The 25,197-nt window shown below is 51.5% G+C and carries 18 protein-coding genes and 6 pseudogenes; 7 read left to right on the top strand and 17 right to left on the bottom strand.

Annotated features, from left to right (window positions below; genetic code table 11):
* Positions 1 to 114 precede the first annotated feature (114 nt).
* From P378_RS01990 to P378_RS01975, 4 genes and pseudogenes are all read right to left on the bottom strand, one after another.
* Positions 115 to 433, bottom strand: a pseudogene (locus P378_RS01990) (ferredoxin family protein).
* A pseudogene (locus P378_RS23285) lies at positions 434 to 1,728 on the bottom strand (FAD-dependent oxidoreductase). It lies immediately after the preceding pseudogene.
* Positions 1,721 to 3,076 (bottom strand): electron transfer flavoprotein subunit alpha, encoded by a 1,356-nt coding sequence (locus P378_RS01980; protein ID WP_099082095.1) that lies wholly within the window; start codon positions 3,074 to 3,076, stop codon positions 1,721 to 1,723. The pseudogene P378_RS23285 and the gene P378_RS01980 overlap by 8 nt, the downstream one beginning before the upstream one ends.
* 19 nt (positions 3,077 to 3,095) lie before the next feature.
* Positions 3,096 to 3,901: pseudogene (locus P378_RS01975) on the bottom strand (electron transfer flavoprotein subunit beta/FixA family protein).
* Positions 3,902 to 4,495: 594 nt separating this feature from the next.
* On the opposite strand from P378_RS01975, the pseudogene P378_RS01970 reads away from it, so the two are divergent.
* Positions 4,496 to 4,744 (top strand): annotated as a pseudogene (locus tag P378_RS01970) (transposase); the annotation flags it as partial.
* A gap of 223 nt (positions 4,745 to 4,967) precedes the next feature.
* Here P378_RS01970 and glgP read toward each other — a convergent pair.
* A pseudogene (gene glgP / locus P378_RS01965) lies at positions 4,968 to 7,513 on the bottom strand (alpha-glucan family phosphorylase).
* A gap of 297 nt (positions 7,514 to 7,810) precedes the next feature.
* On the opposite strand from glgP, the gene P378_RS01960 reads away from it, so the two are divergent.
* Genes P378_RS01960 through P378_RS01950 form a run of 3 tightly spaced genes read left to right on the top strand, consistent with a single transcriptional unit; the run spans position 7,811 to position 11,092 of the window.
* The gene (locus P378_RS01960; RefSeq protein ID WP_099082093.1) at positions 7,811 to 8,968 is read left to right on the top strand and encodes a tetratricopeptide repeat protein; all 1,158 of its coding nucleotides are present in this window, start codon (positions 7,811 to 7,813) and stop codon (positions 8,966 to 8,968) included.
* A 20-nt stretch (positions 8,969 to 8,988) separates the two neighbouring features.
* On the top strand, positions 8,989 to 9,732 hold the full coding sequence (locus P378_RS01955) for a PRC-barrel domain-containing protein (protein WP_099082092.1): 744 nt from the start codon (positions 8,989 to 8,991) through the stop codon (positions 9,730 to 9,732).
* A complete protein-coding gene (locus P378_RS01950) occupies positions 9,725 to 11,092 on the top strand; it encodes a VanW family protein (protein ID WP_099082091.1) in 1,368 nt (455 codons plus the stop codon). Before P378_RS01955 ends, P378_RS01950 begins: the two co-directional genes overlap by 8 nt.
* A gap of 30 nt (positions 11,093 to 11,122) precedes the next feature.
* Here the strand turns inward: P378_RS01950 and P378_RS01945 are convergent.
* The 6 genes and pseudogenes from P378_RS01945 to P378_RS01920 all read right to left on the bottom strand — a co-directional run bounded on the left by P378_RS01945 (position 11,123) and on the right by P378_RS01920 (position 14,864).
* Positions 11,123 to 11,361: pseudogene (locus P378_RS01945) on the bottom strand (SelT/SelW/SelH family (seleno)protein).
* A gap of 71 nt (positions 11,362 to 11,432) precedes the next feature.
* Positions 11,433 to 12,386 carry a PLP-dependent cysteine synthase family protein gene (locus P378_RS01940; protein WP_099082090.1) on the bottom strand — a complete coding sequence of 318 codons (954 nt, stop codon included), beginning with the start codon at positions 12,384 to 12,386 and terminating at the stop codon, positions 11,433 to 11,435.
* 71 nt (positions 12,387 to 12,457) lie between these two features.
* Positions 12,458 to 12,649: a hypothetical protein gene (locus tag P378_RS20575; RefSeq protein WP_238472761.1), complete on the bottom strand. Its 192-nt coding sequence runs from the start codon at positions 12,647 to 12,649 to the stop codon at positions 12,458 to 12,460.
* Between the two features lie 101 nt (positions 12,650 to 12,750).
* A complete protein-coding gene (locus tag P378_RS01930) occupies positions 12,751 to 13,200 on the bottom strand; it encodes an aldehyde ferredoxin oxidoreductase C-terminal domain-containing protein (protein ID WP_238472760.1) in 450 nt (149 codons plus the stop codon).
* Positions 13,197 to 13,394, bottom strand: coding sequence for a TIGR04076 family protein (locus P378_RS01925; RefSeq protein ID WP_238472759.1), 198 nt, complete (start codon positions 13,392 to 13,394; stop codon positions 13,197 to 13,199). Before P378_RS01925 ends, P378_RS01930 begins: the two co-directional genes overlap by 4 nt.
* Before the next feature lie 240 nt (positions 13,395 to 13,634).
* Complete coding sequence (locus P378_RS01920) at positions 13,635 to 14,864, bottom strand: IS256 family transposase (RefSeq protein WP_013810032.1); 1,230 nt, start codon at positions 14,862 to 14,864, stop codon at positions 13,635 to 13,637.
* A gap of 452 nt (positions 14,865 to 15,316) precedes the next feature.
* Here P378_RS01920 and P378_RS01915 point away from each other — a divergent pair, with 452 nt between their 5' ends.
* Positions 15,317 to 16,369 carry an amino acid permease gene (locus tag P378_RS01915; protein ID WP_238472758.1) on the top strand — a complete coding sequence of 351 codons (1,053 nt, stop codon included), beginning with the start codon at positions 15,317 to 15,319 and terminating at the stop codon, positions 16,367 to 16,369.
* Positions 16,370 to 16,535: 166 nt separating this feature from the next.
* Here P378_RS01915 and P378_RS19255 read toward each other — a convergent pair whose 3' ends face one another.
* Complete coding sequence (locus tag P378_RS19255) at positions 16,536 to 16,679, bottom strand: hypothetical protein (RefSeq protein WP_180260929.1); 144 nt, start codon at positions 16,677 to 16,679, stop codon at positions 16,536 to 16,538.
* Positions 16,680 to 16,936: 257 nt separating this feature from the next.
* On the opposite strand from P378_RS19255, the gene mnmL reads away from it, so the two are divergent.
* Together mnmL and P378_RS01905 are read left to right on the top strand one after the other, a co-directional pair.
* The gene (gene mnmL / locus P378_RS01910; protein WP_099082089.1) at positions 16,937 to 17,908 is read left to right on the top strand and encodes a tRNA modification radical SAM protein MnmL/YtqA; all 972 of its coding nucleotides are present in this window, start codon (positions 16,937 to 16,939) and stop codon (positions 17,906 to 17,908) included.
* Positions 17,909 to 18,092: 184 nt separating this feature from the next.
* Positions 18,093 to 18,359 (top strand): GerW family sporulation protein, encoded by a 267-nt coding sequence (locus tag P378_RS01905; protein ID WP_238472757.1) that lies wholly within the window; start codon positions 18,093 to 18,095, stop codon positions 18,357 to 18,359.
* A gap of 184 nt (positions 18,360 to 18,543) precedes the next feature.
* Here the strand turns inward: P378_RS01905 and P378_RS01900 are convergent, their stop codons facing one another.
* The 5 genes from P378_RS01900 to nuoF all read right to left on the bottom strand — a co-directional run bounded on the left by P378_RS01900 (position 18,544) and on the right by nuoF (position 25,187).
* Positions 18,544 to 19,230: a response regulator transcription factor gene (locus tag P378_RS01900; protein ID WP_207653969.1), complete on the bottom strand. Its 687-nt coding sequence runs from the start codon at positions 19,228 to 19,230 to the stop codon at positions 18,544 to 18,546.
* Between the two features lie 80 nt (positions 19,231 to 19,310).
* Positions 19,311 to 19,925 (bottom strand): sensor histidine kinase, encoded by a 615-nt coding sequence (locus tag P378_RS01895; RefSeq protein ID WP_274378625.1) that lies wholly within the window; start codon positions 19,923 to 19,925, stop codon positions 19,311 to 19,313.
* Positions 19,926 to 20,105: 180 nt separating this feature from the next.
* A complete protein-coding gene (locus P378_RS01890) occupies positions 20,106 to 22,838 on the bottom strand; it encodes a molybdopterin-dependent oxidoreductase (protein WP_238472756.1) in 2,733 nt (910 codons plus the stop codon).
* The gene (locus tag P378_RS20570; protein ID WP_238472755.1) at positions 22,835 to 23,524 is read right to left on the bottom strand and encodes an FAD-dependent oxidoreductase; all 690 of its coding nucleotides are present in this window, start codon (positions 23,522 to 23,524) and stop codon (positions 22,835 to 22,837) included. The genes P378_RS01890 and P378_RS20570 overlap by 4 nt, the downstream gene beginning before the upstream one ends.
* A complete protein-coding gene (gene nuoF, locus P378_RS01885; RefSeq protein WP_338013801.1) occupies positions 23,517 to 25,187 on the bottom strand; it encodes an NADH-quinone oxidoreductase subunit NuoF in 1,671 nt (556 codons plus the stop codon). Before nuoF ends, P378_RS20570 begins: the two co-directional genes overlap by 8 nt.
* Between the last annotated feature and the right edge of the window lie 10 nt (positions 25,188 to 25,197).

The following is a 25,197-nucleotide window of genomic DNA, read 5'->3' as shown; positions in this document are numbered from 1 at the left end:
GTTATCTAGCAGTTGGCCTTGGAGTCGGTCATCCTATGAAGTAATTCAATCTCGATAAAAAACACCCACTTCCGGTAAATCACGGTAGGTGGGTGTTGTTGTTTTTATGAAGGATTAAGCCAATCTAAACTGCACCCCGTAGCCGCCCCGGGGATAATTCCAGCGGATGTTGCCGTGGGGGCAGCCGATGCGGCAGGCGCCGCATTCCAGGCAGCTTCATAGCCTACGGCAATGCGGCCGTCCCTCCACTCGTAGACCCTGGCGGGACAAAAGACGGTGCAGTCTTTGCCGGCGCATTTTTCAGCACACACCGCAGGTCGATGATCTCAAGGTGGGACCGGTGGTCCGGTTTCCAGCGGTTTAAATAAAGTTTATCGTCGATGTTGACTTCAGCTTTGAGGTATCTCATTCTTTTTTCCGGTTTGTTAGCCATTTATTTCACCGCCCTCCATGCTTGATAGAGGTCTTTGCCCAGGGAGAACAGAGAACCGCCGCTTAACAGACGCTGCAGGATGAGCCTCTGCTTGTCTTTCTTGCTGACGCCGTCAACGGTCAGCATTTCGTGCAAGGCCATGTTGGTGGCCGGAATATACTTGTTAAAGTACTGCGGGTTCACTTCAAACAGGTGCGACGTATCCTTATATTTCTTCAGGTCTTCGATGACATAACTGCTGCGCAATTGTTTTTCGTAGTAAGACAGCACCCTTTCATTGAATTCACCCATCTCGTGTGCCCGGAGAATGGCTTCCGCAGCCAGACGGCCGGAGGTCATGGCCAGGTTGCTGCCTTCCCGGTGGATGCCGTTTACCAGTTGGGCGGCGTCTCCCACCACTACTACACCGTTGCCCGTCAGCCTGGGGATGGCTTTGTAACCTCCTTCGGGAATCAAATGGGCATAATATTCCACCGGCTCCCCTTTGCGAATCAGCGGGCGCACCATGGGGTGGTTTTTTAGATTTTCCAGCAGATCGTAGGGACGTATCTGCATCTGCCGGATCTGGGAGAGCAATGCGCCCACGCCGATGGAGATGTGCTCCTTGTTGGTGTAAATAAAGGCGGTGCCTACCAGGCCCAGGGTGCCGCTGCCGAAAATTTCAATGGTGGCTCCCATCCCCGGCTCCAGATTAAACCGGTCTTCAATCACCTCGGAGGGCAATTTGAGTTCTTCCATTACTGCCAGGGCCACCTGCTGGGGCTTCCACTCATTATGAAAACCCAGCTGCTTGCTTAAGAGAGAATTCACCCCGTCAGCCAGCACCACCACATTGGCATAAAGGTCGCCTCCGGGCGGTTGGTGCGCACGCCGATGACCCTGTCATTTTCCACGATGCAGGACTCAACCACAGTTTCGTTGATAATGATGGCCCCGGCTTCGGCGCACTTGCGGGCAAACCACTGGTCAAACTGGCCCCGGAATACCGTAAAACAGTTGTACGGCTCCCTGGCCCACTGCTGTCCTTTAAAACCGGTGTTTACCACCGACTCTTCGTCCATCAGCCAGAACCTTTGCTCCACCACTGGTCTTTGCAAGGGCGCCTCTTTCCAGAATTCCGGGATGATCTCTTCCATCATGGCCCGGTACAGCACCCCGCCCATAACGTTTTTCGCCCCGGGATAGTACCCCCGCTCAATCACCACCACGGACAGGCCCCCTTTGGCCAGCTTATAGGCAGCCGCCAGACCGGCCACGCCGGCTCCCACCACAATGACATCAAATTTTTCAGGCACAGTGAATCCCCCCTTTGCCTGTGATTATTTCAAGTTCCTGTTTATGCTTGGACAATAATTCTTTTAACGGTTCCATTAATGCCGGGACAACTTTAAACACGTCCCCGACGATGCCATAGGTGCATTCTTTAAAGATGGGCGCCTCGGGGTCTGTATTGACGGCGATGATGATATCCGAACCCCGGATGCCTACCAGGTGCTGGATGGCGCCGGAAATCCCCAGGGCAAAATAGATTTTCGGTGCCACGGTGACACCGGTTTGCCCCACCTGGTATTTTTGTTCGATCCAGCCCGCCTCAACGGCGGCCCGGGATGCCCCGACCTTGGCGCCGATGGCTTCCGCCAGTCCGAAGCAAATCCTTTGAAAGCCCTCCCGGTCCCCCAGGCCCCGGCCGCCGGCCACGATGATCTCCGCATCCTGCAGATTGACTTGTTCCCCATGCTCTTTAACAATTTCCACCACCCGGGTTAACAAGTCCTTTTCATTCAGATCAACCTGCGGAGTTACCAGTTGGCCCTGACGTCCCGGCACTGGCTTGCTCATTTTCATTACCTTGGGACGCACCGTTGCCATTTGGGGACGGTGGTTTTTGCAGACAATGGTGGCCATGATATTGCCACCAAAGGCCGGACGGGTGGCCAGCAGCAGACGCTGCTTGGTGTCAATATCCAGGGCGGTGCAATCCGCCGTCAGTCCGGTGGCCAGATCTGTTGCCATAGCCCCGGCCAGGTCCCGCCCGGTGGTGGTAGCCCCCATTAAAATGATTTCCGGCAGATATACCTGAACCAGCTTGACAAAAACCTGCATATAGGTCTCAGTGCGGTAATACCGGAGCACCGGGTGGTCCACCAGGTAAACCTTGTCCGCACCGTACTCATAAAGTCCGTCCTGCAAACCGCAGACGCTGTCTCCCAGCAGCACACCGGCAAGCTCAACGCCCAGTTTATCCGCCAGTTGACGCCCGACCCCCAGCAGTTCCAGGGATACAGGGGCAATTTCCCCTTCCCTTTGTTCGATAAACACCCAGACCCCCTGGTAACGGCCCAGGTCTCCGGTTAGTTGTACGGCTGTTTCCTTGGGCTCATCCGCAGGGATTTCACTGTTTGAGGAGACATTTTGCATTACCGGGGTTTTGCCTGCCGGCTCTCCGGCAGCTACCTCCTCCTTGTCCGCAGAAGGTAAGCTGAGTGCACTGACAGGGCAAACGTCAATGCAAGCGCCGCATTCCACACATTTTTCTGGAATCACCTGGCACAGACCTTCTTCATTTATATACAACGCCTCATAGGGGCAGGTGGGAATACATGCCTGGCATCCTATGCAAGCCGAAGATACATTTATCGCCATATGCTGATCACCCCTCTGTCTAATTGTTTTGTGACAATTTTTGTGACATTTTTTCAATCAACCGGTCAACTGCTTGAGAAACATCTCCCTGCAAAACTTCCCCACGGCTTCTCTGGCTTGGCGCGAATATTCTTGTTACCGAGGTGGGAGAACCCTTGAGACCCATCATGGCTGCTTCCGCCTCCAGGTCCACAGCCCCCAAAACCCCGGTTGATAGCGGGCCGCCCGTATCATGTTGGGAAGCGTCGCATATCTTAATTCGTTGATTTCCTTCTCCACCGTGATCAAACAGGGCAGCTTGGAAATCACCACTTCGTAAGCGTCATCCAGCTTCCGGTGAACCTTGATTTCTTCTTTGTCCGGGTCTACGTCCACCACTTTGTTTACGTACGTTAACTGGGGTATTCCCAGTCTCCTGGCGATGCCCGGCCCCACCTGGGCGGTGTCGCCGTCAATGGCCTGCTTGCCGCATAAGATCAGGTCAAAGGGCTCCCGGCGGCTGATGATTTTAATTCCTCTGGCCAGAATATAACTGGTGGCCAGGGTATCGGAGCCGGCAAACATCCTGTCGCTCAGCAGGTATCCTTCATCGGCGCCCAGGGTGATGCATCTTTTGATCACTTCCGCTGCATTGGGAGGACCCATGGAAATTACGGTTACTTTGCCGCCGAATTGTTCTTTCATCCTGACGGCCTCTTCCACGGCATGGCTGTCGTAAGGGTTGATAATCGCCGGCGCACTGGAGCGGTCCAGGGTATTGGTTTCAGGATCAATCCTGACTTCGGTTGTATCAGGGACTTGTTTTACGCATACGAGAATATGCACGCCCATCACCCTCCTACTGTCTGTAGATATTTAATAAATATTAAAATTGTATTCGTAGGTTATATAAAACCTAAAACACCTTGCTTTAGATTATATCAAATGTAACCGTCGTTTCCGTAAGATAAATCACAAAAGTAAGTTTTTTTAATACCATACCCACCAGTTTTTTGAAAATAGTTAAACTTAGATCCGGCAAGTAAAAATGAAAAAACTAGTAACCACAAGGCGTGAGCAGAATAATTTGCTGTAAAAAATTTGACAAAAAAAGAGGAACACTTATCTCTTTCGTGAATTGGTAAAGTGAACAAAACAAAACCACTACGAAGGAGAGTGTCCTCATAATGATGGTACCACAGTCACTTACCAATTATCAATCAGAAAACCTTACACGCCAGCAAAAACGTGATCTCCAGCGTACTCACCAAAAAGCTTGTTCCAGGTTAGAGAGGCTAATTAGAAAAATTAACTACCAGTGACCTTTGATAACAACAGCGTTACCAGTTTCGGCAATTTTGGCTTGTTTGAAACTCTAAAACAGGCCATTGGGTTTGTTGAAATCTACAGAAGCATTTAACGGTAACCCGGCATCACAGCGGTGACCAAATATCCCTTGACTTTAAAGAACTATACGACTATGAAGTTATCGTGACTAACATGGAGGATCTCTCTCCTGAAGAAGTCTGGCGCTGGTACAACAAAAGATGCAACATAGAAAATAAGATAGAGATAGATGAACTAAAAACCGGAGTAGCTATTGATCATACCAGTCAGCTTGAAATGACGAGAAACATGGCCTTTATGTGGATAAAGTCTATCGCATATAACTTGCTAAACTGGTTTAGAACGCATTGCTACCTTAGTGTATAATTTTCCTAAAATTAACATTCGGGCTATTGATACGGTATTTGGCAAATTTAACGTTCAATATAGGCTTGTAAAAGGGAACCTATTTCCCTTTATCTGGTAATTGGTTGGCTTGCAAAGTACTAAAGTTACTACTTACCGGATTCAAGTTAAAAACCGTCAGACCCGCCATACAGAAAAGTACGGCGGGTCTGACGGTTTTTTAGAAGTTATGCGCCCAGCTTACCAGCGGCAGCTCAAACTTGGTGGCAAACAGGGGGTGTTCCGGCCTGATTCGTACGGTAAAACACAGGTGCCCTGGTCAAGGGTAAATCCTCCCCGGTAGTGATAGATCCCTTCCCCCTTTTGACCTTCCACCTTGAGGGGAGTGGCTTTTATCCCCACCAATGTGTGGTCCCCCTCACATCCATGCACCACTTCCACCACCACGTTATCCGGGGGGATGGGTCCCAGGTAGACATCCGCCGCCAGGTCCAGCGTTTGCCCCACCTGTAATTCCCTTTCTTTAACGCCGTTTGCATTCACGGCCTTTACGGCCACATGGTGCCAGTTATCCTTTATATACCGTTTAAAATCCTGCACTTGGCCGGCCACTTGAAAATGATTGGTGGTAAACTGCTCACCCCTGTGGGCGGCCTCACTGTAAAAACGATCGGTGTATTCCTTGACCATGCGCTCGGTGCTGAAGGTCGGCGCGATGGTCTTGATGCAGTTCTTCATCATCTTAATCCACCGGCGGGGATAACCGTCGCTCTGGTCATAATAGGCCGGGATGATCTGATCCTCCAGCAGGGAATACAGGTGGTAAGCATCTTCATTGTCCTGTTCTTCTTCGGTACGATAACCGGTCTCCTTGCCGATGGCGTAGCCGTTTTCCCTGTTGTACGCCTCGGGCCACCAGCCGTCCAGCACACTGCAGTTAATCACACCGTTGGCGGCGGCTTTCATGCCGCTGGTGCCGCTGGCCTCCATGGGCCAGCGGGGTGTGTTGAGCCACATGTCCACTCCCTGCACCATGTGCCTGGCCACATTCATGTCGTAGTTTTCAATAAAGATGATTCTACCCGGAAGGGTTCCTGCAGGGATATCTCATAAATCCTTTTGATCAATTCCTGACCCGGGCGGTCTGCGGGGTGAGCTTTGCCGGCAAAATGATTTGCACCGGACGTTCCGGGTCGCTAAAAAGCCTGGCCAACCTCTCCCGGTCCCTGAACAGCAGGGTTGCCCTCTTGTAGGTGGCAAACCGCCTGGCAAAACCGATGGTAAAGGCCTCGGGATTGAGGTATTCATCCACTTCACCGATGGTTTCGGCGGCTTCCTGGTTGCGGTATTTTTGTTTTCTTAAAGATTCCCGGATAAAATAGATGGCCTTCTTCTTTAGGGACTTATGTAAATCCCAAATTTCTTCATCGGGAATGTTGTCCACCGCCTGCCACAGGTTGGTGTCGCTGATATTGGCAGTCCAGCCGGGGTTCAGGTAGGCATTGAACAGCTCCCCCAGTTCCTTGGACAACCAGGTTGAGGTATGAATGCCGTTGGTCACCGAATAAATGGGCACTTCTTCCACAGGGATGCGCTCATAGAGATAGTGAAACATTTTCCGGGTCACTTCCCCGTGCAGCTTGCTCACGCCGTTGCAGTAGGCTGCAAAATTCATGGCCAGAATGGTCATATTAAAGCTGTTTCTCTGGGGGTCCCAGCCAAAGTTCATAAAGCTGTTGCGATCCACGCCCAGGGCTTCGTAATAACGGTGCAGAAAGTAATTGACTTTATCGGCATCAAAAACATCATGTCCGGCCGTACCGGCGTGTGGGTGGTAAACAAGGTGCTGGCCCTGACAGCCTCTTTGGCGGTGGCCAGGGGTACGCCCGCCTGCACCAGTTCCTGCAAACGTTCAAGGCACAGGAAAGCCGCATGCCCCTCGTTGATATGCCAGGCCACCGGGTGAACGCCCAGCTGTCTGAGGGCCTTCACACCCCCGATGCCCAAGAGCATTTCCTGCGAGATCCGGGTGTCCTTGTCTCCTCCGTAAAGCTGTGCGGTTAACTGCCTGTCCTGATCATTATTCAGGGTGATATCCGCATCCATGAGGTAGATTTTAATCCTGCCCACCTGGATTTGCCATACCTTGAGGTAGACGGTCCTGCCGGGCAGTTCCACCGGGATAATGATTTCCCTTCCTTCGTCGTTCAAGGCCGGCCTCACCGGCATTTCGTTGTAATTTTGGAACGGGTAATGGGCCTCCTGCCAGCCTTCCCGGTTAATTCTTTGCGTAAAATACCCCTGCTTGTACAGCAGGCCGATGCCCACCAAAGGCAGACCAATGTCGCTGGCGGCCTTGCAGTGATCCCCGGCCAGCACTCCCAGCCCTCCTGAGTAAATGGGCAGAGATTCGTGCAGACCGAACTCTGCAGAAAAATAAGCGATGGGTTTGTCCGCCAAATGAGGGTATTTATTTTTAAACCAGGTGTCGGCATTCATGTAACGGTCCAGGTCCGCCAGCACTTTGTCATACAGCGCCAGGTATTCCGGATCGCCGGCAGCCCTCTGCAGGGCGTCGTTATTAACCTGCAGCAGCATTTTCACAGGGTTGTGATTTAACTCCTCCCACTTCTGCTCATCCATTCGCTTAAACAGTTCCAGCGCTTCCGGATGCCAGCTGAACCAAAGGTTATAAGATAATTCCTTCAACCTGCTAATCCTCTCCGGCAAAGACGGGCTCACTGTAACGGTGCGAAAATAATACATGGCTTTCCCCTCCAACCTTATTCAAACCTCGGGTTACGTAAACGATTTGCTACATTAAACGCTTTCAAGCATCATTTTTGAAACATTAGTCCAACCATAACTGCCCTTAGTTTGCCAAAGAATACCCTCAAGATATGCGTAAAACAAAAAAACTTGCTCTGTTCCATAACATTTTTTACAATATTGATATTTTTTTCAAACTTTGGTTTTTGAGAAAGGATTTATGACATATAATGACGTATTTTATAGCTTTGTAAGGAAAAATGCCATATTTTGCATAGATAACGGGGGATTTCAATGTGGGTTTACTGGCTTACCCTCGGCTCTTTATCCGTTGTGCTTTATTTTCCCTATAAAAAATTTTTATCCAGGTCTGTGGCCCTCCGGGCCTCCATTGCCACCTTTCTTATTGGCATGGTTTACCCCCTGCTGCTGGTGAAACTTTCTGTGGCGCAGACAGTTTTTTCTTTAGCATTGCTGCTGCTGTTTTTAGGGGCTGCCATTTCCAAAAATCATCCCTCCTGGGAAGCAGAAGAACCCGAAGAAACGGGCCAAACGGATCTGCCACCGGATGCTGCCGGTGCTGAGCTTACCGACCTCAGGGCTGCCGAAATGGAAGCCATCACTGGCCGGAAGCCACTCAAAACAGCCGAGCCGCCTGTTGCAAACCCGAATATACCGGAGGACAGTCCTGCAGCGGCAATGCTCCAAATTGAAGAAGCCCCGGCGGAGACTGCTGTAGAAGTCGTTATTGAGGAAAATGCTCCCCGGGAAAATAGCGTCCCGGCAGTGGTTCTTGAAGGACCGGATCTGTCAGAAGATGCTGCTGAACCGGTTGAGATGGCAGACCTTGTTTCCGAGCAAACCCGGACACAGGAAAACGCTGCTCAGGCAGACAGTCTTTCGGCAATTACTCCCGTGGAACAGGATTTGTCAGAGGATGTTTCTGAACTTGTGGAGATTGCAGACCCCGCTTCCGGGGAAACCCGGAGCCTGGAAGACAATCCTCCGGAGGACAACCTCCCGGTGGAAATTCCCAGGGAGACCGAACCTGTACCGGATGGCTCTTTGTCTCCTCAATCCCTGCTGGTTGAAGGTCTGTGTCTGACCAAACGCAAGCAATATGCCCAGGCCGTCCGCCACTTCAACAAGGTGATTGCGTCGGAGCCTGAACCAGAGCTCATTTACATGGCTGTCAGCGAGTTAAGTTCACTCTACCAGCATCTCGGTCTCTACCCGATGGCCTCGGAGATTATCACAGCCTTTGCTGAACACCCGGCTCTCAAGGAACATCCGGGCATGGCCAACTTAAAACAAAAGGCGAGGTTTATCCGGTACCTGGTTGATTTGCTGAACAGAGACGGTTACGGTCATATTCCCTATCAAGAGGTTCCCGAAGCGGTACGAAGAGAGGCCTTTGACAACTCTCTCAATATAAATCATTTAATCTCATAAACAGGAAGGGGTTATTTCAGGTGAAGTTAAAAAGCCAAATCGTAGGTTTGCCTGTTTTAAGCATTATTGATGTCGCTTCCCTAGGGAAAGTTGAGGATCTGGTGATCAACCCGGACACCGGATCTGTGGATTTCCTCATCGTTGAACCCGAACAATGGTACCTGGAACGCCGGCTGATTTCCATTCAGGATGTGGCCGGCATTGGTGAAGATGCCCTGACCACGGAAACCAAGACCAATGTCGTTTCCATTGCCAAAGTACCGGCCGCCCTTGAATTGCTGAAGAGGGAAGTCGAAGTAACAGGCTCACGTGTTATGACCAGAAAGGGCCGCCTGAACGGTACCATTGACGAAATCGTCATCGACGAGCAAACCGGCAAAATATCCGCCTGCCGCTGGGTGGCCGGGGACGGTTCCAGGACCGGTCTGATTCCTGCCGACCTGGTGATCACCTTCGGTAAGGGGATGCTGGTGGTGAAAGAAAACTTTGAGGCAGCCCTGGTGGAAAACACTTCCCAGATTCATACAGAAACCGTACATATGCCTGTTGTGGAAAAAGCGCCGGCAGAGGCCGCCGAAGATCCTTTACAGTTCTTTGAAGATAAACAAAAACAATACTTAATCGGACGTACCGTAACAACCGATATCCTGTCTGACAACGGAGAAATGATCGCCGAGCAAGGCCAAAGGGTTACCAAGGAAATGGTGGACAATGCTGTGGCCGCGGATAAGTTTGTGGAGTTAACCTTGAACACCCGTGAATAAAGTTAAGCTAACCTCTTTCGTTACCCTCGCCCTGGGTATTCAACTGCTGGTTAACATCAGCCTGTCCAGCGCCTCCATTAAAGTTTATTACCGGGATACCATTTTACCGGGAATCTCTGTCCAGGGCATCGATATCGGCGGGCTAAAGGCCGATGAGGCTGTGAATATTTTAAGGGAGGCATTACCCTGGCCCAGCCCGGAAAGTCTTTTGATGTTGGTGGACCCAGAGGGGCAGCCCACCAATATCCGTTATGGCGATATTGACTACCGGGCCGATTATCAGGCTACCGTAAAGGAAGCCCTGCAATACAGCCGTCAAGCGGCTGCCTGGAACAGTATCCGGGCATTGTTCGGCACCATGCAAAACGGCTATGATTTGCCTCTGGTCAAAACATTTGACAACCGTGCCTTTAACAGAATTCTTGACAGTTTATCGCACCGGTACAATGTCCCCGCCCGGAACGCCCAGTTTGCCTTCAATGGCGATACCGTTACGTTATTCCAGGATATTAAAGGTAGAAAGCTGGATAATGAAGGGACCGTCAAGCAACTGCTGGACCTCCCCATTAACGAGCACCGGCTGGCGCTCCGGTTCAAGACCATTGAGCCTGCTGTTCGTACTTCCGATTATATCGGGATCAATGCAAGGTTGGCGATCTTTGTCACCCAGTTTGACCAGTCCAACCGGGCCCGCAGCCATAATATTCAACTGGCCAGTAAATTGATCAATAACCTGATCGTCCCACCAAAACAGATTTTTTCTCTCAATAAAGCCCTGGGTCCCCGCAACCAGGAAAGCGGCTACCTCCAGGCGCCGGTTATCATCAACAATAAGCTAATCCCCGACTTTGGCGGCGGTGTCTGCCAGGTGGCCACCACCCTGTACAATACGGTGTCGCTGGCGGGTTTAACGGTGGTGGAGCGGGTTCCCCATTCTCTGCCGGTTCCCTATGCGCCGGAAGGAACGGATGCCACCATTGCCGGTGATTTGATTGACTTTAAATTTCTTAACGATACGGATTTTCCCGTCTTAATAAGCAGTCAAGTGCAGCAGGGAAAGCTTCTGGTAAGCATTTTCGGTCACCGGCAGGGCGCCTCGGCCCGGTTAATTAAGATTGAAACAGAACGCTCGATCACCAAAGCCACCCGAAATTATGTGGAACAAGACGGGCTGGCTCCCGGGCAGGTACTGGTCCGCCGACCGGGACGGGACGGTTACCAACTGAAAACCTATGAAGTCGTTTTGGTAAATGACAAAGAGGTAGACCGGCGCCTGATCTCCCAAACCGTGGTAGACCCGGAATCTGAAATCATCGCCGTTGGCCCGCATGTCCGTACCAGGGGTCTGGTAAAGAAATAAGTCCCCGGCAATATTTTGCCGAGGACTTTTTTATATGCCAAGTTTGGCTGTTATTTCTTCTTTTTCCGGAAATCTTCCCAGTTCTTTTTTGGAGAAAATCAATTCCCCGTTTTTTCTTACCTCAAAGACTCCCCCGCCGGAGGGAATCAGTTCAAAGGAAGAAATTTTATTTTTGTACGCCCTCAGCAATGTTTCGGCCAGACCGGCCGCTTTCGGCAGGTAGCTCAAGCAGTGCAGTATTCAATAGACAACTTAACTTCCCCAGCCATTTTATACCTCCCATAAGTTCTATAGTTTAAAAACGGTGCCTGGTACCTAAGTTATTAAGTTTTTATTGTATTTAACACTTAAATAAGTCACAGCTCAGGTATTTCATGCCGCTGTCGCAAAGAACGGTGACAATCCTGGCGCCCGGATCGCACCAGCCGGCCAGCCTGAGGGCTGCGGCCACATTGCCCCCGGAGGTGTAACCGCAGAGCAATCCTTCTTCGGTGGCCAGGCGGCGGGCAGCCCGGATAGCCTCCCCGTCCGTGACGGTTAAGTAACCGTCGCATACTTCCGACTGCCAGAGGTGCGGTATCTTTGCATAGCTGGACCCCTGCAGGACGTGCTTTGGATTGGTTACTGGCTTGCCTGCCAGCACCGGAGCAGTGGCGGGCTCCACCGCCCAGCACTGAATATTGGGATTTTTTCCCTTCAGGGCGGTGGCGATCCCGGTGAAGGTGCCGGAGGTGCCCACCACATCGATAAAAAAGTCAATCTTGCCGTCCATCTGCTGCCAGATCTCCTGGGCGGTGGTTTGGTGGTGTGCCGCACAGTTGCCGGGGTTGTGAAATTGATTAACCCAAAAGACGCCCAATTCCTCCTGCAGTTCTTTGGCCCTTTTTTCCACCAGGGCCAGGTCTTCACCGGTGACCTGACCGGGTTTGCCTCCCGCTGCCTGGGGCACCAACTCCACCCTGGCTCCCATGGCCTGTAAAACCTGACGTCGCTCGGGACTGTTTCCCTCGGACATCACAGCGATAAAACGATAACCCTTAACGGCGCATACCATGGCCAGGCCAATGCCGGTATTGCCGCTGGTTTCCTCCAAAACGACGCGGCCCGGTTTCAGCTCCCCTTCCTTCTCGGCATCTTCAATCATCTTCAAGGCGATTCTGTCTTTCATACTGCCGCTTGGGTTCATAAATTCCGCTTTGGCAAATATTCTCGCCGGAAAATCCCTGCCGACTCGCACCAGTTCAATCAAGGGAGTATTGCCAATGGCTTCTAATACGGACGGACATGTTTTCAAGACAATTTCCCTCCATAATTTTTTTCTTATCTTATGACATATTTCCCACGAATGTACTAAAAAACCGGTATTTAACCCCCGGTGACAGGGGTTACCACGGTTAGACAATGGCCGTCTGCAAGGACCTTCTTTTCGTCTTCGGGCATGGTTAACACAATGCCCGGGGCATCCGGCCGGGGCGAAAGGATCAAGGACTGGTGCCTGATTTCAAAATAAACCTCTTCCGGCAGGAGTTCCCGTAATTTGCATAAAACTTCCGTCACGGTAACCGGTTAGGGGAACGCCAGCACATCCTCCCGGCGCCCGGACATTAGACGCACGACGCCCAGGTAGCGTACTGTAACCCTGACCCCGTCAGGTTTATTCATGAATGAAGCCACGCTCCTTCAATTCCCGGGCCTCCCTGGCCAGGCCCAACTCCCTGAGTTTGCTGCAGGTGGGAAGTCCGGTAGAAATCTCCCAACCTCTGGCCTGGTAATATTCTCCAGCATGGTCTGCAGCTCCACCACGCTGCCGGCAGCGGCTCATCCGTAAAGCGTCCGGGTAAAGTGTCATCCTGCCGGCTGAGACCTTCCCTGGTGTTAAAGGCCCTTTCCAGGTTGACCACCCTCTCGCAAAGGGCCTGTACTTCCTGCCCGTCCATATCCCAACCGGCCACTGCTTTCATTAATCTGGCTGCCATGGTAAAGTCCACAATCTCCATATTGACGATGGTGTTCTTGCAGGCCTCCAGGCAGCCCGCCAAGGCCGACCACTCTTCATAGTGCTTGACAACTTTCCAAAGCCCTGTTATCCCCAATAGAAATTCTTTCAATGCGGTATATCACCATCCCGTTGGGATCGGGACAGCACATGTGCCGGGTGCTGGGCAGCCAGGGCCCACATGCAGATATGCTTGCCCTGGGGGATGGTAATTCTCCCACCCTTCACCTCGAAGTAATCTCCGGGACGCATGGGCAAATCGCAAAACCCACAGACCTTCTCCACTACAACTCGCAAATCATACACTGCCAGTACACTCCTTAGATTGAATTTTAAAAATATCATTTTTTATAATGTTAACGGAAAGATCTGGATCAAGTCCTAATTTATGTGTAAAATTCCTCAGCTAGGTAACCTTGAACACCACCATTGTAATTATCCATCTCCCCAGTCGCCCGTCAAGTAAAGGCTTCGCCGCCGCTTCGCGGCCCCTTGACAGCCGCCTGGCTCCGATGGTTTGGTTATTTAGGTGGTGTTCAGGTTAATTTACCGAATTGGCGTTACTTTAGAAAAAGCACGGGCTTGTCTCTGAGATTCCTGCCATTGCAGGTATTCACTCATATCCAGATACTTTCTACCACTGGCCCATTTGTCATCAAACTCCATAAGGAGGGCACCTACTAGACGGATCACGGACTCGCGGTTGGGGAAAATGCGAATAACTCGTTCCCTGCGCCTAATTTCTTCGTTAAGGCGTTCTACACCGTTTGTGGTACGCAACCGACGGCGATAACGTTCTGGCAAAATAAGAATAGCTGTAGCATCATCAAAGCCATCTTCCAACACCTTCATGGCCTTTGGAGCCCTGTTCTCATAAGCCTCTAGGGTTTGATTTAATAACACACGGGCGGTATCTACGTCCGGTGCATCTAGAATAGCTCTTAGATGTGGATAGAGTTCATCCTGTATTGACTTTGGGGTAACATCTAGGATGTTGCGCATGAAGTGGGTTTGACAACGTTGCCAGGTAACACCCTGAAAATGGCTGCGTACGGCCTTCACCAACCCACCGTGATTATCTGAAACAATGATATCAACACCCCGTAAGCCACGGGATTTTAACCAGGTAAAGAATTCGCCCCAACTGGACTCAGATTCACTATCACCCAGCATCAATCCGAGAATTTCTCTGTAACCATCAGTGTTAACACCAATGGCAATCATCACACTACGTGCGCGAACACGCCCTTCTTCACGAACCTTGAGAACAAGGGCATCCACAAGGATAAAAGGGTAGCGCATATCATGCAGATTCCGATTGTTCCAGCCATGTACTACCGGGTCTAGCTTCTTGCACAGTTCGGAAACGGTAGATTTGGAAAACTCGGTTCCACAAAGTTCTTCGGTGATTTGGCTCACCTTACGGGTTGAGACCCCATTGATTACCATCTCCATTAGAGCCAGTACCAGAGCTTGTTCACTGCGCTGGTATCTGGCAAACAGTTCTGTGGAGAATTTGCCATTGCGAAACCGAGGAATTCTCAGGGTAAGGGTGCCGACGCGAGTGGTTAGCTTATGTGGATAAGTCCCATTGCGATACCCCTTCCTTTCTTCAGTGCGCTCATATGGTTCGGCTTCTAGTTGCTCGGTAGCCTGAGCCTGCAAAATTTGGTTCAATACGGATTCCAGCAGAGCTGCTACACCGGAATCTTTGTTATCGCTTAAAAATAAACGGTGCAAAAGTTCCTGATTTACGGTAATCTGATATTGAGCCATTTCAAATCTCCTCTCTTTAGGTATTGTTCACACCTTTATTCTAACTGAGGAATTTGGTAATGGCTCCCTTTATTTTTCAGAAAACCTTTTTACACAATTATAAGGACTTAACTAAGATCTGTCCATTGTAAACGCAAAATTATTTTTAAAAATAACTACTGGCAGGAATTCATCACCCTGTGTATAATATCATGTACAAAAGTTCAGTAGAGTTTAGACAAAATAATAAAATGAGAGGAGCTGAGTTGAGCCGAGAGAATCGTAGCATAGCTGATCTCCGCCACCAGGGCGGTATTTTGTTTGTTGAACACCTTGACAAAGAATTTGTCCAACCATGACGAAAAACTAAAACAGATGAGCGTAATTGAGGATAGAGGAGTGGAGTTTAGCGTCAGTCAATCTCCGCCTGCGGGCGGTTTTTTATTATTATTCAGGTGAGAGGAGCAGAGAACGTGAGCAAAAACCATGTAGTGGAAAGAGAGCAGGGACTGCACAGGGCTCTTTCCCAAAGACAACTTACCATGATCGCCCTTGGCAGCGCCATTGGAACCGGCTTGTTTTTCGGCAGCGGTTTCGCGGTGAGCCTGGCCGGTCCCGGCGTCATTCTGAGTTATGTCATTGCAGCCGCCTGTGCCCTGATTATGATGGGATGCCTGTCTGAAATGGCGGTGGCCCACCCCACGGCGGGGTCCTTTGGAGCCTATGCGGAAATGTACGTCGGACCCTTTGCGGGATGGTCCGTCCGTTACACCTACTGGGCCTGCCAGGTTATTGCCATCGGCGGCGAGGTTGTGGCCGCGGCCATCTATATGCAGTACTGGTTCCCCGGTATCCCCAGTTGGGTCTGGATGGTAGCCTTTTCCGTTGCCATGGTGTATATTAACGCCCGCTCCGTAGCTAATTTCGGCGCCTTTGAATACTGGTTTGCCCTGATTAAAATAACTGCCATTGTCTTCTTCATTATTACCGGCGCAGCCGTTCTGTTCGGCATCGGCACCGAACCCATCGGCTTCTCCAACTTAACCAAACACGACGGTTTCCTGCCCCTGGGTCTGACGGGTGTTTGGATGGGCGTTATGATGGCCATCTTCAGCTTTATCGGCGTGGAAGTGGTGGCGGTAACCTCCGGTGAAGCTAAAGATCCCGAAAAGGCTGTTCCCAAAGCCATGAGGACCATGGTGCTTCGCTTGATCCTGTTCTACCTGCTAAGCCTGGTTATCATGCTAAGCGTGGTTCCCTGGGTGGAGGCCGGCGGTAAGGTAAGCCCCTTTGTTAAGGTATTTACCATTATCGGCATTCCTTACGCAGCAGGCATCATGAACTTTGTGGTTTTAACCGCGGCCCTTTCCAGCATGAATGCCAACCTGTACCTTACTTCCAGAATGATGTTCTCCCTGGCCCGGGGTCAATACGCGCCGTCCTTCCTGGGTAAGCTGAGCAAAGCCGGCACCCCTTTTGAACGTAAGTCCGCAATTAAAGATGAAAAAGCAGTTATCAGCAACTAAAAACCCGCCTCCTCGGAGGCAGTGGTCTGTTGACAACAGGAGGCTAGGATTCCAGGGAATCCTAGCCTCTTTATTATTAGATGTAAACCAAAACAAGTTCAGCAATACTGACTATGTAACCAGAACCGCTTTCATTAAACTGGAGGAAAAATATGGTAAGGCCGAACTACATGGCCCGGGCAGCCCTTTCCTGGCCGATAAAATCATTCAGGGGCGGCACATCCGCCGAGGTGCAGCAAAAATTCAATTCGGACGCATCACACCGGCGTCGCAACCGGTGAACATCAACAAGGGTGTTAGTAAGATCCATAATTTCCTCCGCAAGGCTTTTTGTATATATGCGATCAATTTAATGCAGCTCCTGCCTCAAAACGACATCTTGTGATAAAGTTGTGAGAAACAATTTTCCTGTGATATACTACTTGAGATATGAGAAGTGAGAGGTTGGAAGTGAGAAAAATATCGCTCCGCAACCGTTCTCTATGGATAACACCATGCCCTGGAACATTTCCGTCCTTTGATGGTGCTACGTTGGTGGCATAAAATTCAGTAAGTTGAGGTATGCATATGTTTGAGAAATCCACCCGTTACCGCCAGTACTCCGATCATCTGACCGAAAAGTTCGGTCAGAAGGTCTATAAACTTCCTGTGAATCTTCCCGGCACCTGCCCTAACCGGAACGGCACCGTAGGCCGGGGCGGCTGTATTTTTTGTGATGAAGAAGGGGCCGGCTTTGAATGCCTTCCCAACACCATGAGTGTGAAACAGCAAATTCAAAAGAACCGGGAGTTTTTTATCCGCCGGTTTAACGCCCAAAAATTTATCGTGTATTTTCAGGCCTTTACCAACACGTATTTGTCCCTGGAGCAATTCAAGGAGAATATCCTGGCCGCGGCGGATGAGGATGATGTGGTGGGCATCTCTGTCTCCACCCGGCCGGACTGTATTAACGACGCCTACCTGGACTTCCTGCAGGAACTGCAGGCCCGCCGGGGGCTGGACATCAACATTGAGCTGGGGCTGCAGACCGTTAATTACCATGCGCTGGTGAAGGTAAACCGCGGTCATACCCTGGCGGAATTTATTGATGCCGTGCAGCGCATTCAAAAAAGAAAGTTTGAAATCTGCGTTCACATCATCCTAAACTTACCCTGGGATAACGGCCTGGACGTCATTGAAAACGCCAAAATCCTCTCCGTCCTGGGCGTCCATTATGTCAAACTCCATTCCCTCTATGTGGTGAAGGGTACGGTGCTGGCAGACATGTACCAAAGGGAGGAATTCCGCATCATCCCCCTGGAGGAGTACATCGACCGGGTGGTCACCTTCCTGGAATACCTGGATCCCCGCATCGTGATCCAGCGGTTGGTGGGCAAAGGCCCGCAGGACAACCAGCTGTTTTCCAACTGGAACACCAGCTGGTGGAAAATTAAGCAGACCATTGAGAAAACACTGGCAGAAAGGGATACCTGGCAGGGTAAGAATTTTGACTATTTAAACGGCAAAGCCCTGAGATTCTCGTTTAATAAAAACCAGTAAAGGTCGTATCCGCCCCGGGTACGACCTTTACTGTTCTGGTATCTAATTCATTTACCGTAATCATTTCAAAGGCGCCTTACGATTCCAGGGAACGCACGGGCTTATTTTTATTTCGCCATAATCATCCCTGAAAATCCGATTAGGAGGATGCACGATATGTTTTAAGGAAGACATTGAGGCCCCGGTGTCCCGCCTGGAGAATCTCATCTCGAACAAGACCATCGTAGGCGAGCCGATTATCAGCGGCAACACAACGATTATCCCCCTCGTGACCGCTACCGTAGGTGTCGGTATAAAGCTTACCCCGTCCGCACTGCTCATTATGCAGGGGGATGATGTGCAGGTTTATTCCCTGTCCCAGAAGGGCAATCTAGCCAAGCTGGTTGAGATGATTCCCGATGTCATTAGCAAGCTGAAGCTCCAGGAGAAGGACGAACAGACAAGTGAGTAGAGTAACCGCCGTGATTTGCTGCATGGAGATTTTTCTTAAGTCACAAACAAAAATGTTGCAATACGTGTGCCAGAACTCACAAATGGGATAGGCCGTTTTACAACTTAAACATTAACTTGTCTGCCTATACAAACAAGGCCGGCACCTGACAGGTGCCGGCCTTATAGTTGCTTACACTTTATCTTCAGTTTATGACTCTGGCTTGTTCCATGCTTTTAAGTTGATCCAAAAGAATCCAATCTTTCTTTAAAGCCTCTAAAATCGCTTCGGTACGGGAGGTAACCCCCAGTTTTGCAAATATATTTCCCAAATGGGCCTCAACGGTACGAACACTTACGTAAAGGGTTTTGGCGATTTCCTTATTCTTGTAACCCGCAGCCACCAGAAGCAGGACCTCTTTCTCCCTGCCGGTCAAAGGTTCCGTGTATGCCGGGTCCTGGGCGGCACGGGCTCGCAATTTTTTCATCACCTTGCCGGTGACGGAGGGGTGTAAAACAGACTCCCCCCGGAACACTGCCTGGGTGGCGTTGATTAACTCTCTGCCGCTGATGTCCTTTAATAAAAATCCGTCCGCTCCGATGTCGGGAAGGGCAAAGATATACTGTTCGTAATCGTAGGCGGTCAGGATGAGCACAAAACACCCCGGGCAAAGTTTCTTAATTTGCCTGGTAGCTTCTATGCCGTTTAACCCGGGCATCTCAATATCCATAATAACCACCTTGGGTTGCAGGTTGACAGCCATTTGTACGGCGCTTTGCCCATCCCCCACTTCACCCACCACTTGAAATTTTTCTTCCTCCTCCAAAAACTTTCTGATACTCTCCCTGACCACAACGTGATCATCCGCCAGCATGATTGTAATTTTATCCACCGTGCTTCCCCCTCTCCTATTTAGGGAATAGGGCAGGACTGCAACAAAGTAGCGATCACTTTCATGACCTGACCATGCAATTATATCAATAAACACCCCGGGGGCAGAGTAATCGTGAGAATGGTTCCATTGCCGGGGGTGGATGCCAACTGCAATTTTCCCCCAAATAACTTCACTCTTTCTGACATACCGATAAGTCCAAGTTTCCCTTGCTTGAGGAATTCATAAAAGGATTGGGGCAGTTCCTGCATTCCTTTTCCGTTATCTTGAACGGTCAAAAGAACGCCGTCTTCTTTAAATTCAAGGATCACCTCGACCCTGGTGGCCTCGGCGTGCCGCAGGATATTGTTTAAGGCTTCCTGCATAATCCGGAAAAGGCTTAATTCTATCTCCGGCTGAAACCGGGCAGCCTTCCCTTTAACCATGAAGCCGGCCTCTACCCCTTGGTGTTTGTTCAGTCCTTCTGTTAAAGACTCAATGGCGGGCAGCAAACCCAGGTGTTCAAGAATGGAAGGACGCAGATTTTGGCTTAGATAGCGTACCTCTTTTAAAACACTTTGAATTTGACTTTGTAAATTCAGCAAAAACCGGATGGCAGGCATCTGAATATCCTGATGCTCCACAAGAAACCTTTCTAATTGGTGCAGGACCATGACCAGTGATTGGATGGTGGAGTCATGCAGTTCCCTGGAGATCCTGCGACGCTCCTCCTCCTGTGCTTTGGTGACAAGATCGACGTAGTGACTTAAATTTTCGCAAGCGGCCCCGTTTCCATGGAATCACCCCCTTTACCGCGAACTGCCGGGAAAATCCCATTGGGGAAAAGGTTTGAAAAAGAGAGGAACTCCCAGTTCAAACCTTTCCCCCGAAAAAGGCTAACTCTTTATCCGCTGGTTAATCATTTCACCGTAAACTTCTTGCATGCTGTAGTTCATAAAATAACCGGATTGATAGGCTAAACCCAGGAGAACCTGCCAGGTTTCCCGTTCTGCGGGTGATGGTAATGCCGGAAACAATCTTTGTATTCTTCCTTCGGAATTGGTGATGGTCCCGCCGGTTTCCCCAAAGGTAGAACCCGGTAAAATGACATCTGCCTGTAAATTTTTACTCAATGAAGGTGTTATAACCACTGCCTTCACCCCTTGCCAGAACCTTTCGTCCAGTTCCGCAGCCTCTCCCAGGATAAAAAGTCCCTTTATCCTGTCGTTTTTGATCCCCTGCCAGAGGAGTTCCCAGTCCTTTGGTGCTGTTTTAATGCCCAAATCCAGCAGACCGTGCACGTTGCTGTAAGGATACAGCGCCAGGATGCCCCGTCCCGGCTGCCCCAGGTTCCCTGTCATGAGAGCAAAGGTCCGTAAAAGCTCTAATTCATCCTGGGACTGACGCTGGCCGTCAACAATGATGACAGGATTTCTGGCCCTTCTGTAGCGGTGGATAAATTGAATGATTTTGTCCGGCTTTACCCGGAAGTCCCGGAGGATATCAACGTAATCTTCCACCAGTTGGTCCTCCAAACAATCCAGGAAAGACCTGTGCTGCAGAGCTGTTTCTTGATCCACCATGCCATACTGCAGGAGATAGCTGGCAAAGGCTTCAAAGAGTCGCTGCATTTTCTGCCGGCTTACTTTAAGGGTCATTTTTGCCAGTCTATCCAAACCGGTCACATGGGGGTCAATCAATAACAACGTGGCCCCTTTGTCTACCGCCTTTTTAATTTTATGGGCGATGACAGGATAACGGTGGGTCAGTTCCCCGCCAATCACCAGAAGCAGGTCACTGTTTTGTATGTCTGTAAAGGAAGGTTGGAGGCCTCTTTGACTGCCGGTAAGGGCCACGGCAGGCAGCGGCACCGTACTGAAGATTTGGTTGGTGCCAAGCACCATCCTGCCCAGTTTGTAAGCCAAATAGCTTTCTTCATTGGTTGCGTTGGGTGAAATAACGACGGCCACACTGTCCAGACCGTGTTCATTCCTGACCTGCGCCAGCAGTTTCCAGGCAGCTGTCAGGGCCTCGTCCCATTCGGCCTGCTCCAGCTTGCCGTTTTTCCTGAGGAGGGGAACGTCTAACCGTTCAGCGCTGCGGATACCGTTATACCCGGTAAACCCTTTGTTGCAGAGGTCCCCTTGGGAGGTTACGCCGGTCATTTGACCACCTGCGGTATGCAACACAACCTGGCAGCCAATGCTGCAGTGGGGACAGGTGGTTGCCACCTTTTGTACCTGCCAGGGACCCGGTTTGGCAAGATTGCTGCGCTTGCTTAAAGCCCCGGTGGGGCAGATGTCGGCACACTGGCCGCAGGAGGAACAGAGGGTTTCTGCCAGGGGAGATCTCAGGGCAGGAAGTACGACGGTTTCTGAACCTCTGTTGACAAAGCCCAGGGCGCTGGTGCCTTGGATTTCCTGGCAAAGGCGCACGCAATTGCCGCACAGGATGCATTTATTGGGGTCACTGATGATATACGGGTGGTCATTGATTTCCGCATGTCGTTTTACCCCCTTGCCGAACCTGGCGGCATCTGCCTGGAACTTGGTGGCGTATTCCCGCAGGCGGCAGGTAAAGACATCCAGGCAGCCGCAGGAAAGACAGCGACCTGCTTCCCTTTGGGCCATTCCCTGTGTAAAACCATGTTCAAACTCTTGGAAATGCTTCTTTCTTTCTGCCGGTTGCAGGGTGGGCAAAGGCGTCCTGGAAATTTTCTCCCTGCCGGTAAATTCCGCCGGGTCCATTTCCTTGAGGCTGCCACGGGAAATATTAAAAGGTTCAGCAGCCGGGGCCACCACATGGCCCTTGAGATAACAGTCAATGGAATAAGCCGCTTTGCGACCGGCTGCCACCGCTTCCACCACCGTGGCCGGGCCGGTTACACAGTCACCGCCCGAGAAAATCCACTCTGTATCACCCTGCAGCGTGGACTTGTCGACCTGGATGACACACCGGGCAGTAACCTTTACTTCCGGGCTGCCGGAGAGACTGCCTTGATCCAATTTTTGACCGGTGGCAGTGATGGCCATATCTGCCGGCAGCTCAAATTCCGACCCGGCCACCGGCACCGGGCGCCGTCTGCCGGAACTGTCCGGCGTACCCAGTTCCATTTTGACACATTGGATGGCCTGTACTTTGCCCGTTTCCCCGACAAAGGCCACGGGGTTGGTCAGCAGCGCAAACTGGACGCCCTCCTCCGCCGCCTGTTCAATCTCGTGGGGGCTGGCCGGCATTTCCTTACGGGACCGCCGGTAAACCACCGTAACCTCTTCGGCTCCCAGCCGCACCGCTGTCCGGGCGGCATCCATGGCGGTGTTGCCGCCCCCGATAACGACGACCCTTTTCCCTACGGTGGTCTGGTTTTTCATGGCAACTTGCCGCAGGAATTCAATGCCGGAGTAAACACCTGCCAGCTGCTCTCCTGGCAGGCCAAGCCGCTGGTCGGTCCAGGAACCGATACCGACAAAGACCGCATCAAAGCCCATTTGCCTGAGCTGCCGGACGGTAAAGTCACGACCCAGGGCCTTATTGCAGAATACATTCTGGCACAGGCCGGTAATGATTTGAATTTCTTTCTCCAGAACTTCTTTGGGCAGACGGTATTCGGGAATACCGTAGCGCATCATCCCCCCAACTGGGGAGCGGCGTCAAAAATCGTCACCTGGTGGCCTTCCAGCGCCAGGTAATAGGCCGCTGCCAGGCCGGCGGGACCCCCTCCCACCACCGCCACTTGTTTGCCCGTATTGGGCTTTACTTCCGGGATACAGGGCATCCCTTCTATCTCATAGTCACCGGCAAACCTTTTTAAGGTGCAGATGGAAACAGGTTCATCCACCAGATTGCGTCGGCATTCCGCCTCGCAAAAGCGAGGGCAAATCCGCCCTACGGAAGCGGCCAGGGGAAGTTTTTCGCGGATGAGCCTGGCCGCTTCCGCGGTCTGTCCGTTGGCGATGTGGGCTACGAAGCCCTGGATGTCGATGCCTGCCGGGCAGGCCGACTGGCAGGGGGCCACACAATCCCCGCAGTGTTCCGAAAGCAGAAGTTCCACCGCCAGGCGGCGTAATGCTGTGATATTTTCCGTGTTGGTCCTGACCACCATGCCCTTAAGGACTTTGGCCCCGCAGGACTGCACCATCCCCCGGGCCCCTTCAATTTCCACCAGGCACAGCCGGCAGGAACCAAAGGGCTCCAGGCGGGGATCGTGGCAGAGGGAAGGAATTTCAAAGCCGTTCTTACGGGCCACTTCCAGGAGGTTGCTGCCCTCCTCTGCCAGTATTTCTTTGCCGTCTATGGTAATGCGAACTTTAGGCATTCTCTACGCCCCCTTTCCCATGTCCGGTGGTAACCAGGATGGCCCCAAATTTGCACACATTCATGCACAGGCCACAGCGAACGCATTTCTCCTGATCAATGGTAAAGGGCTTCTTCTTCTCGCCGTAAATGGCCCCGGCGGGGCACTCTTTACTGCAGCGCAGGCACCCCTTGCATTTGTCCGCCGCCACTTGATAGCGAATGAACGCCTTGCATTTCTTAGCCGGGCACATGTTGTGATGAATGTGGGCTTCGTACTCATCCCGGAAGTAACGAATGGTGGTGAGTACGGGATTGGGTGACGTTTGGCCCAGGCCGCACAGGGAACCGGCCTTGATCTGCTGACCCAGTTCCTCCAAAAGCTCAATATCTCCGGGTTTTCCTTCCCCGCCGGTGATCCTTTCCAGAATCTCCAGCATGCGTCGGGTTCCCACCCGGCAAAAGGTGCACTTGCCACAGGATTCTTCCTGGGTGAAATGCAGGAAGAATTTGGCCATATCCACCATGCAGGTGGACTCATCCATAATCAACAGGCCGCCGGAACCCATGATGGCTCCGATATTTCTCAGCGATTCGTAGTCAACGGGGGTGTCGCAGAGGTGAGCCGGAATGCAGCCTCCCGAAGGACCGCCTGTCTGCACCGCCTTAAGTTTTAACCCGGAGGCCAAACCGCCACCGATGTTATAGATAATTTCATTCAGGGTGATGCCCATGGGAACCTCAATGAGGCCCCCCCTGGCGATCTTGCCCGCCAGGGCGAAAACCTTGGTCCCTTTACTGGTTTGGGTGCCGTAGCAATTGAATGATGCAGCCCCGTTCAAAACAATCCAGGGAACATTGGCAAAGGTTTCCACGTTGTTAATGGAGGTGGGCTTGCCCAAGAGACCGGATTCCACCGGAAAGGGCGGGCGTATGCGGGGCATACCTCTTTTTCCTTCAATGGACATGATAAGGGCGGTTTCCTCGCCGCAGACGAAGGCGCCGGCACCCTCTCTGATGATGATCCTGAAAGCAAAGCCGCTGTCTAAAATATTCTCACCCAGGAATCCCCTGGCCTCGGCCTGGGCAATGGCAATCTTCAGTCGTTTAATGCCCAGCGGGTACTCGGCCCGGATATAAATGTAGCCGGTGCCGGCGCCCATGGCATAACCGGCCAGGAGCATTCCCTCCAGCACGCTGTGGGGGTTGCTCTCCAAAATGCTGCGGTCCATAAAGGCGCCGGGGTCTCCCTCGTCGGCATTGCAAATGACATATTTTTCTTTGCCGGGGGACTTTCTGGCCAGGGACCACTTGATGGCGGTGGGAAATCCCCCGCCCCCTCTGCCCCGCAGGCCGGACCTTTCAATCTCCTGGATCACCTGTTCCGGTGTCATGGATTTGAGCGCTTTGGCTATAGCCTGGTAACCGCCCACTGCCAGGTAGCTGTCGATATCCTCCGGGTTGATGACACCACAGTTTTTCAGTAAAATTCTTTGCTGCTGGTCCAGGAATGCTTTGTCCGGGGTGTCGGTGTCCTCCGCATAGACCAGCCAATCCAGAACGGGACGGTTCTCCAGCAGGTGCTCCTGAACAATTCTTGGTACCTGCTCCGGCTGTACCTTGCCGTAAATATACCGCTTGCCGTCCGCTCCCCGGACCTCCACCAGCGGCTCTTTATAACACATTCCCATGCAG

It is taken from the genome of Desulforamulus profundi, from assembly GCF_002607855.1.
The sequence above is the reverse complement of the archived record's forward strand: the minus strand, read 5'-3'. Positions and strand labels throughout refer to the sequence as shown.

Excerpts from the sequence above, each read along its gene's own strand:
- P378_RS01980 (WP_099082095.1), bottom strand. The coding sequence starts at position 3,076 with ATGGCGATAAATGTATCTTCGGCTTGCATAGGATGCCAGGCATGTATT.
- P378_RS01960 (WP_099082093.1), top strand. The coding sequence starts at position 7,811 with ATGTGGGTTTACTGGCTTACCCTCGGCTCTTTATCCGTTGTGCTTTAT.
- P378_RS01920 (WP_013810032.1), bottom strand. The coding sequence starts at position 14,864 with ATGGCTCAATATCAGATTACCGTAAATCAGGAACTTTTGCACCGTTTA.
- P378_RS19255 (WP_180260929.1), bottom strand. The coding sequence starts at position 16,679 with ATGGATCTTACTAACACCCTTGTTGATGTTCACCGGTTGCGACGCCGG.
- mnmL (WP_099082089.1), top strand. The coding sequence starts at position 16,937 with ATGTTTGAGAAATCCACCCGTTACCGCCAGTACTCCGATCATCTGACC.
- P378_RS01890 (WP_238472756.1), bottom strand. The coding sequence starts at position 22,838 with ATGATGCGCTACGGTATTCCCGAATACCGTCTGCCCAAAGAAGTTCTG.
- P378_RS20570 (WP_238472755.1), bottom strand. The coding sequence starts at position 23,524 with ATGCCTAAAGTTCGCATTACCATAGACGGCAAAGAAATACTGGCAGAG.
- nuoF (WP_338013801.1), bottom strand. The coding sequence starts at position 25,187 with ATGTGTTATAAAGAGCCGCTGGTGGAGGTCCGGGGAGCGGACGGCAAG.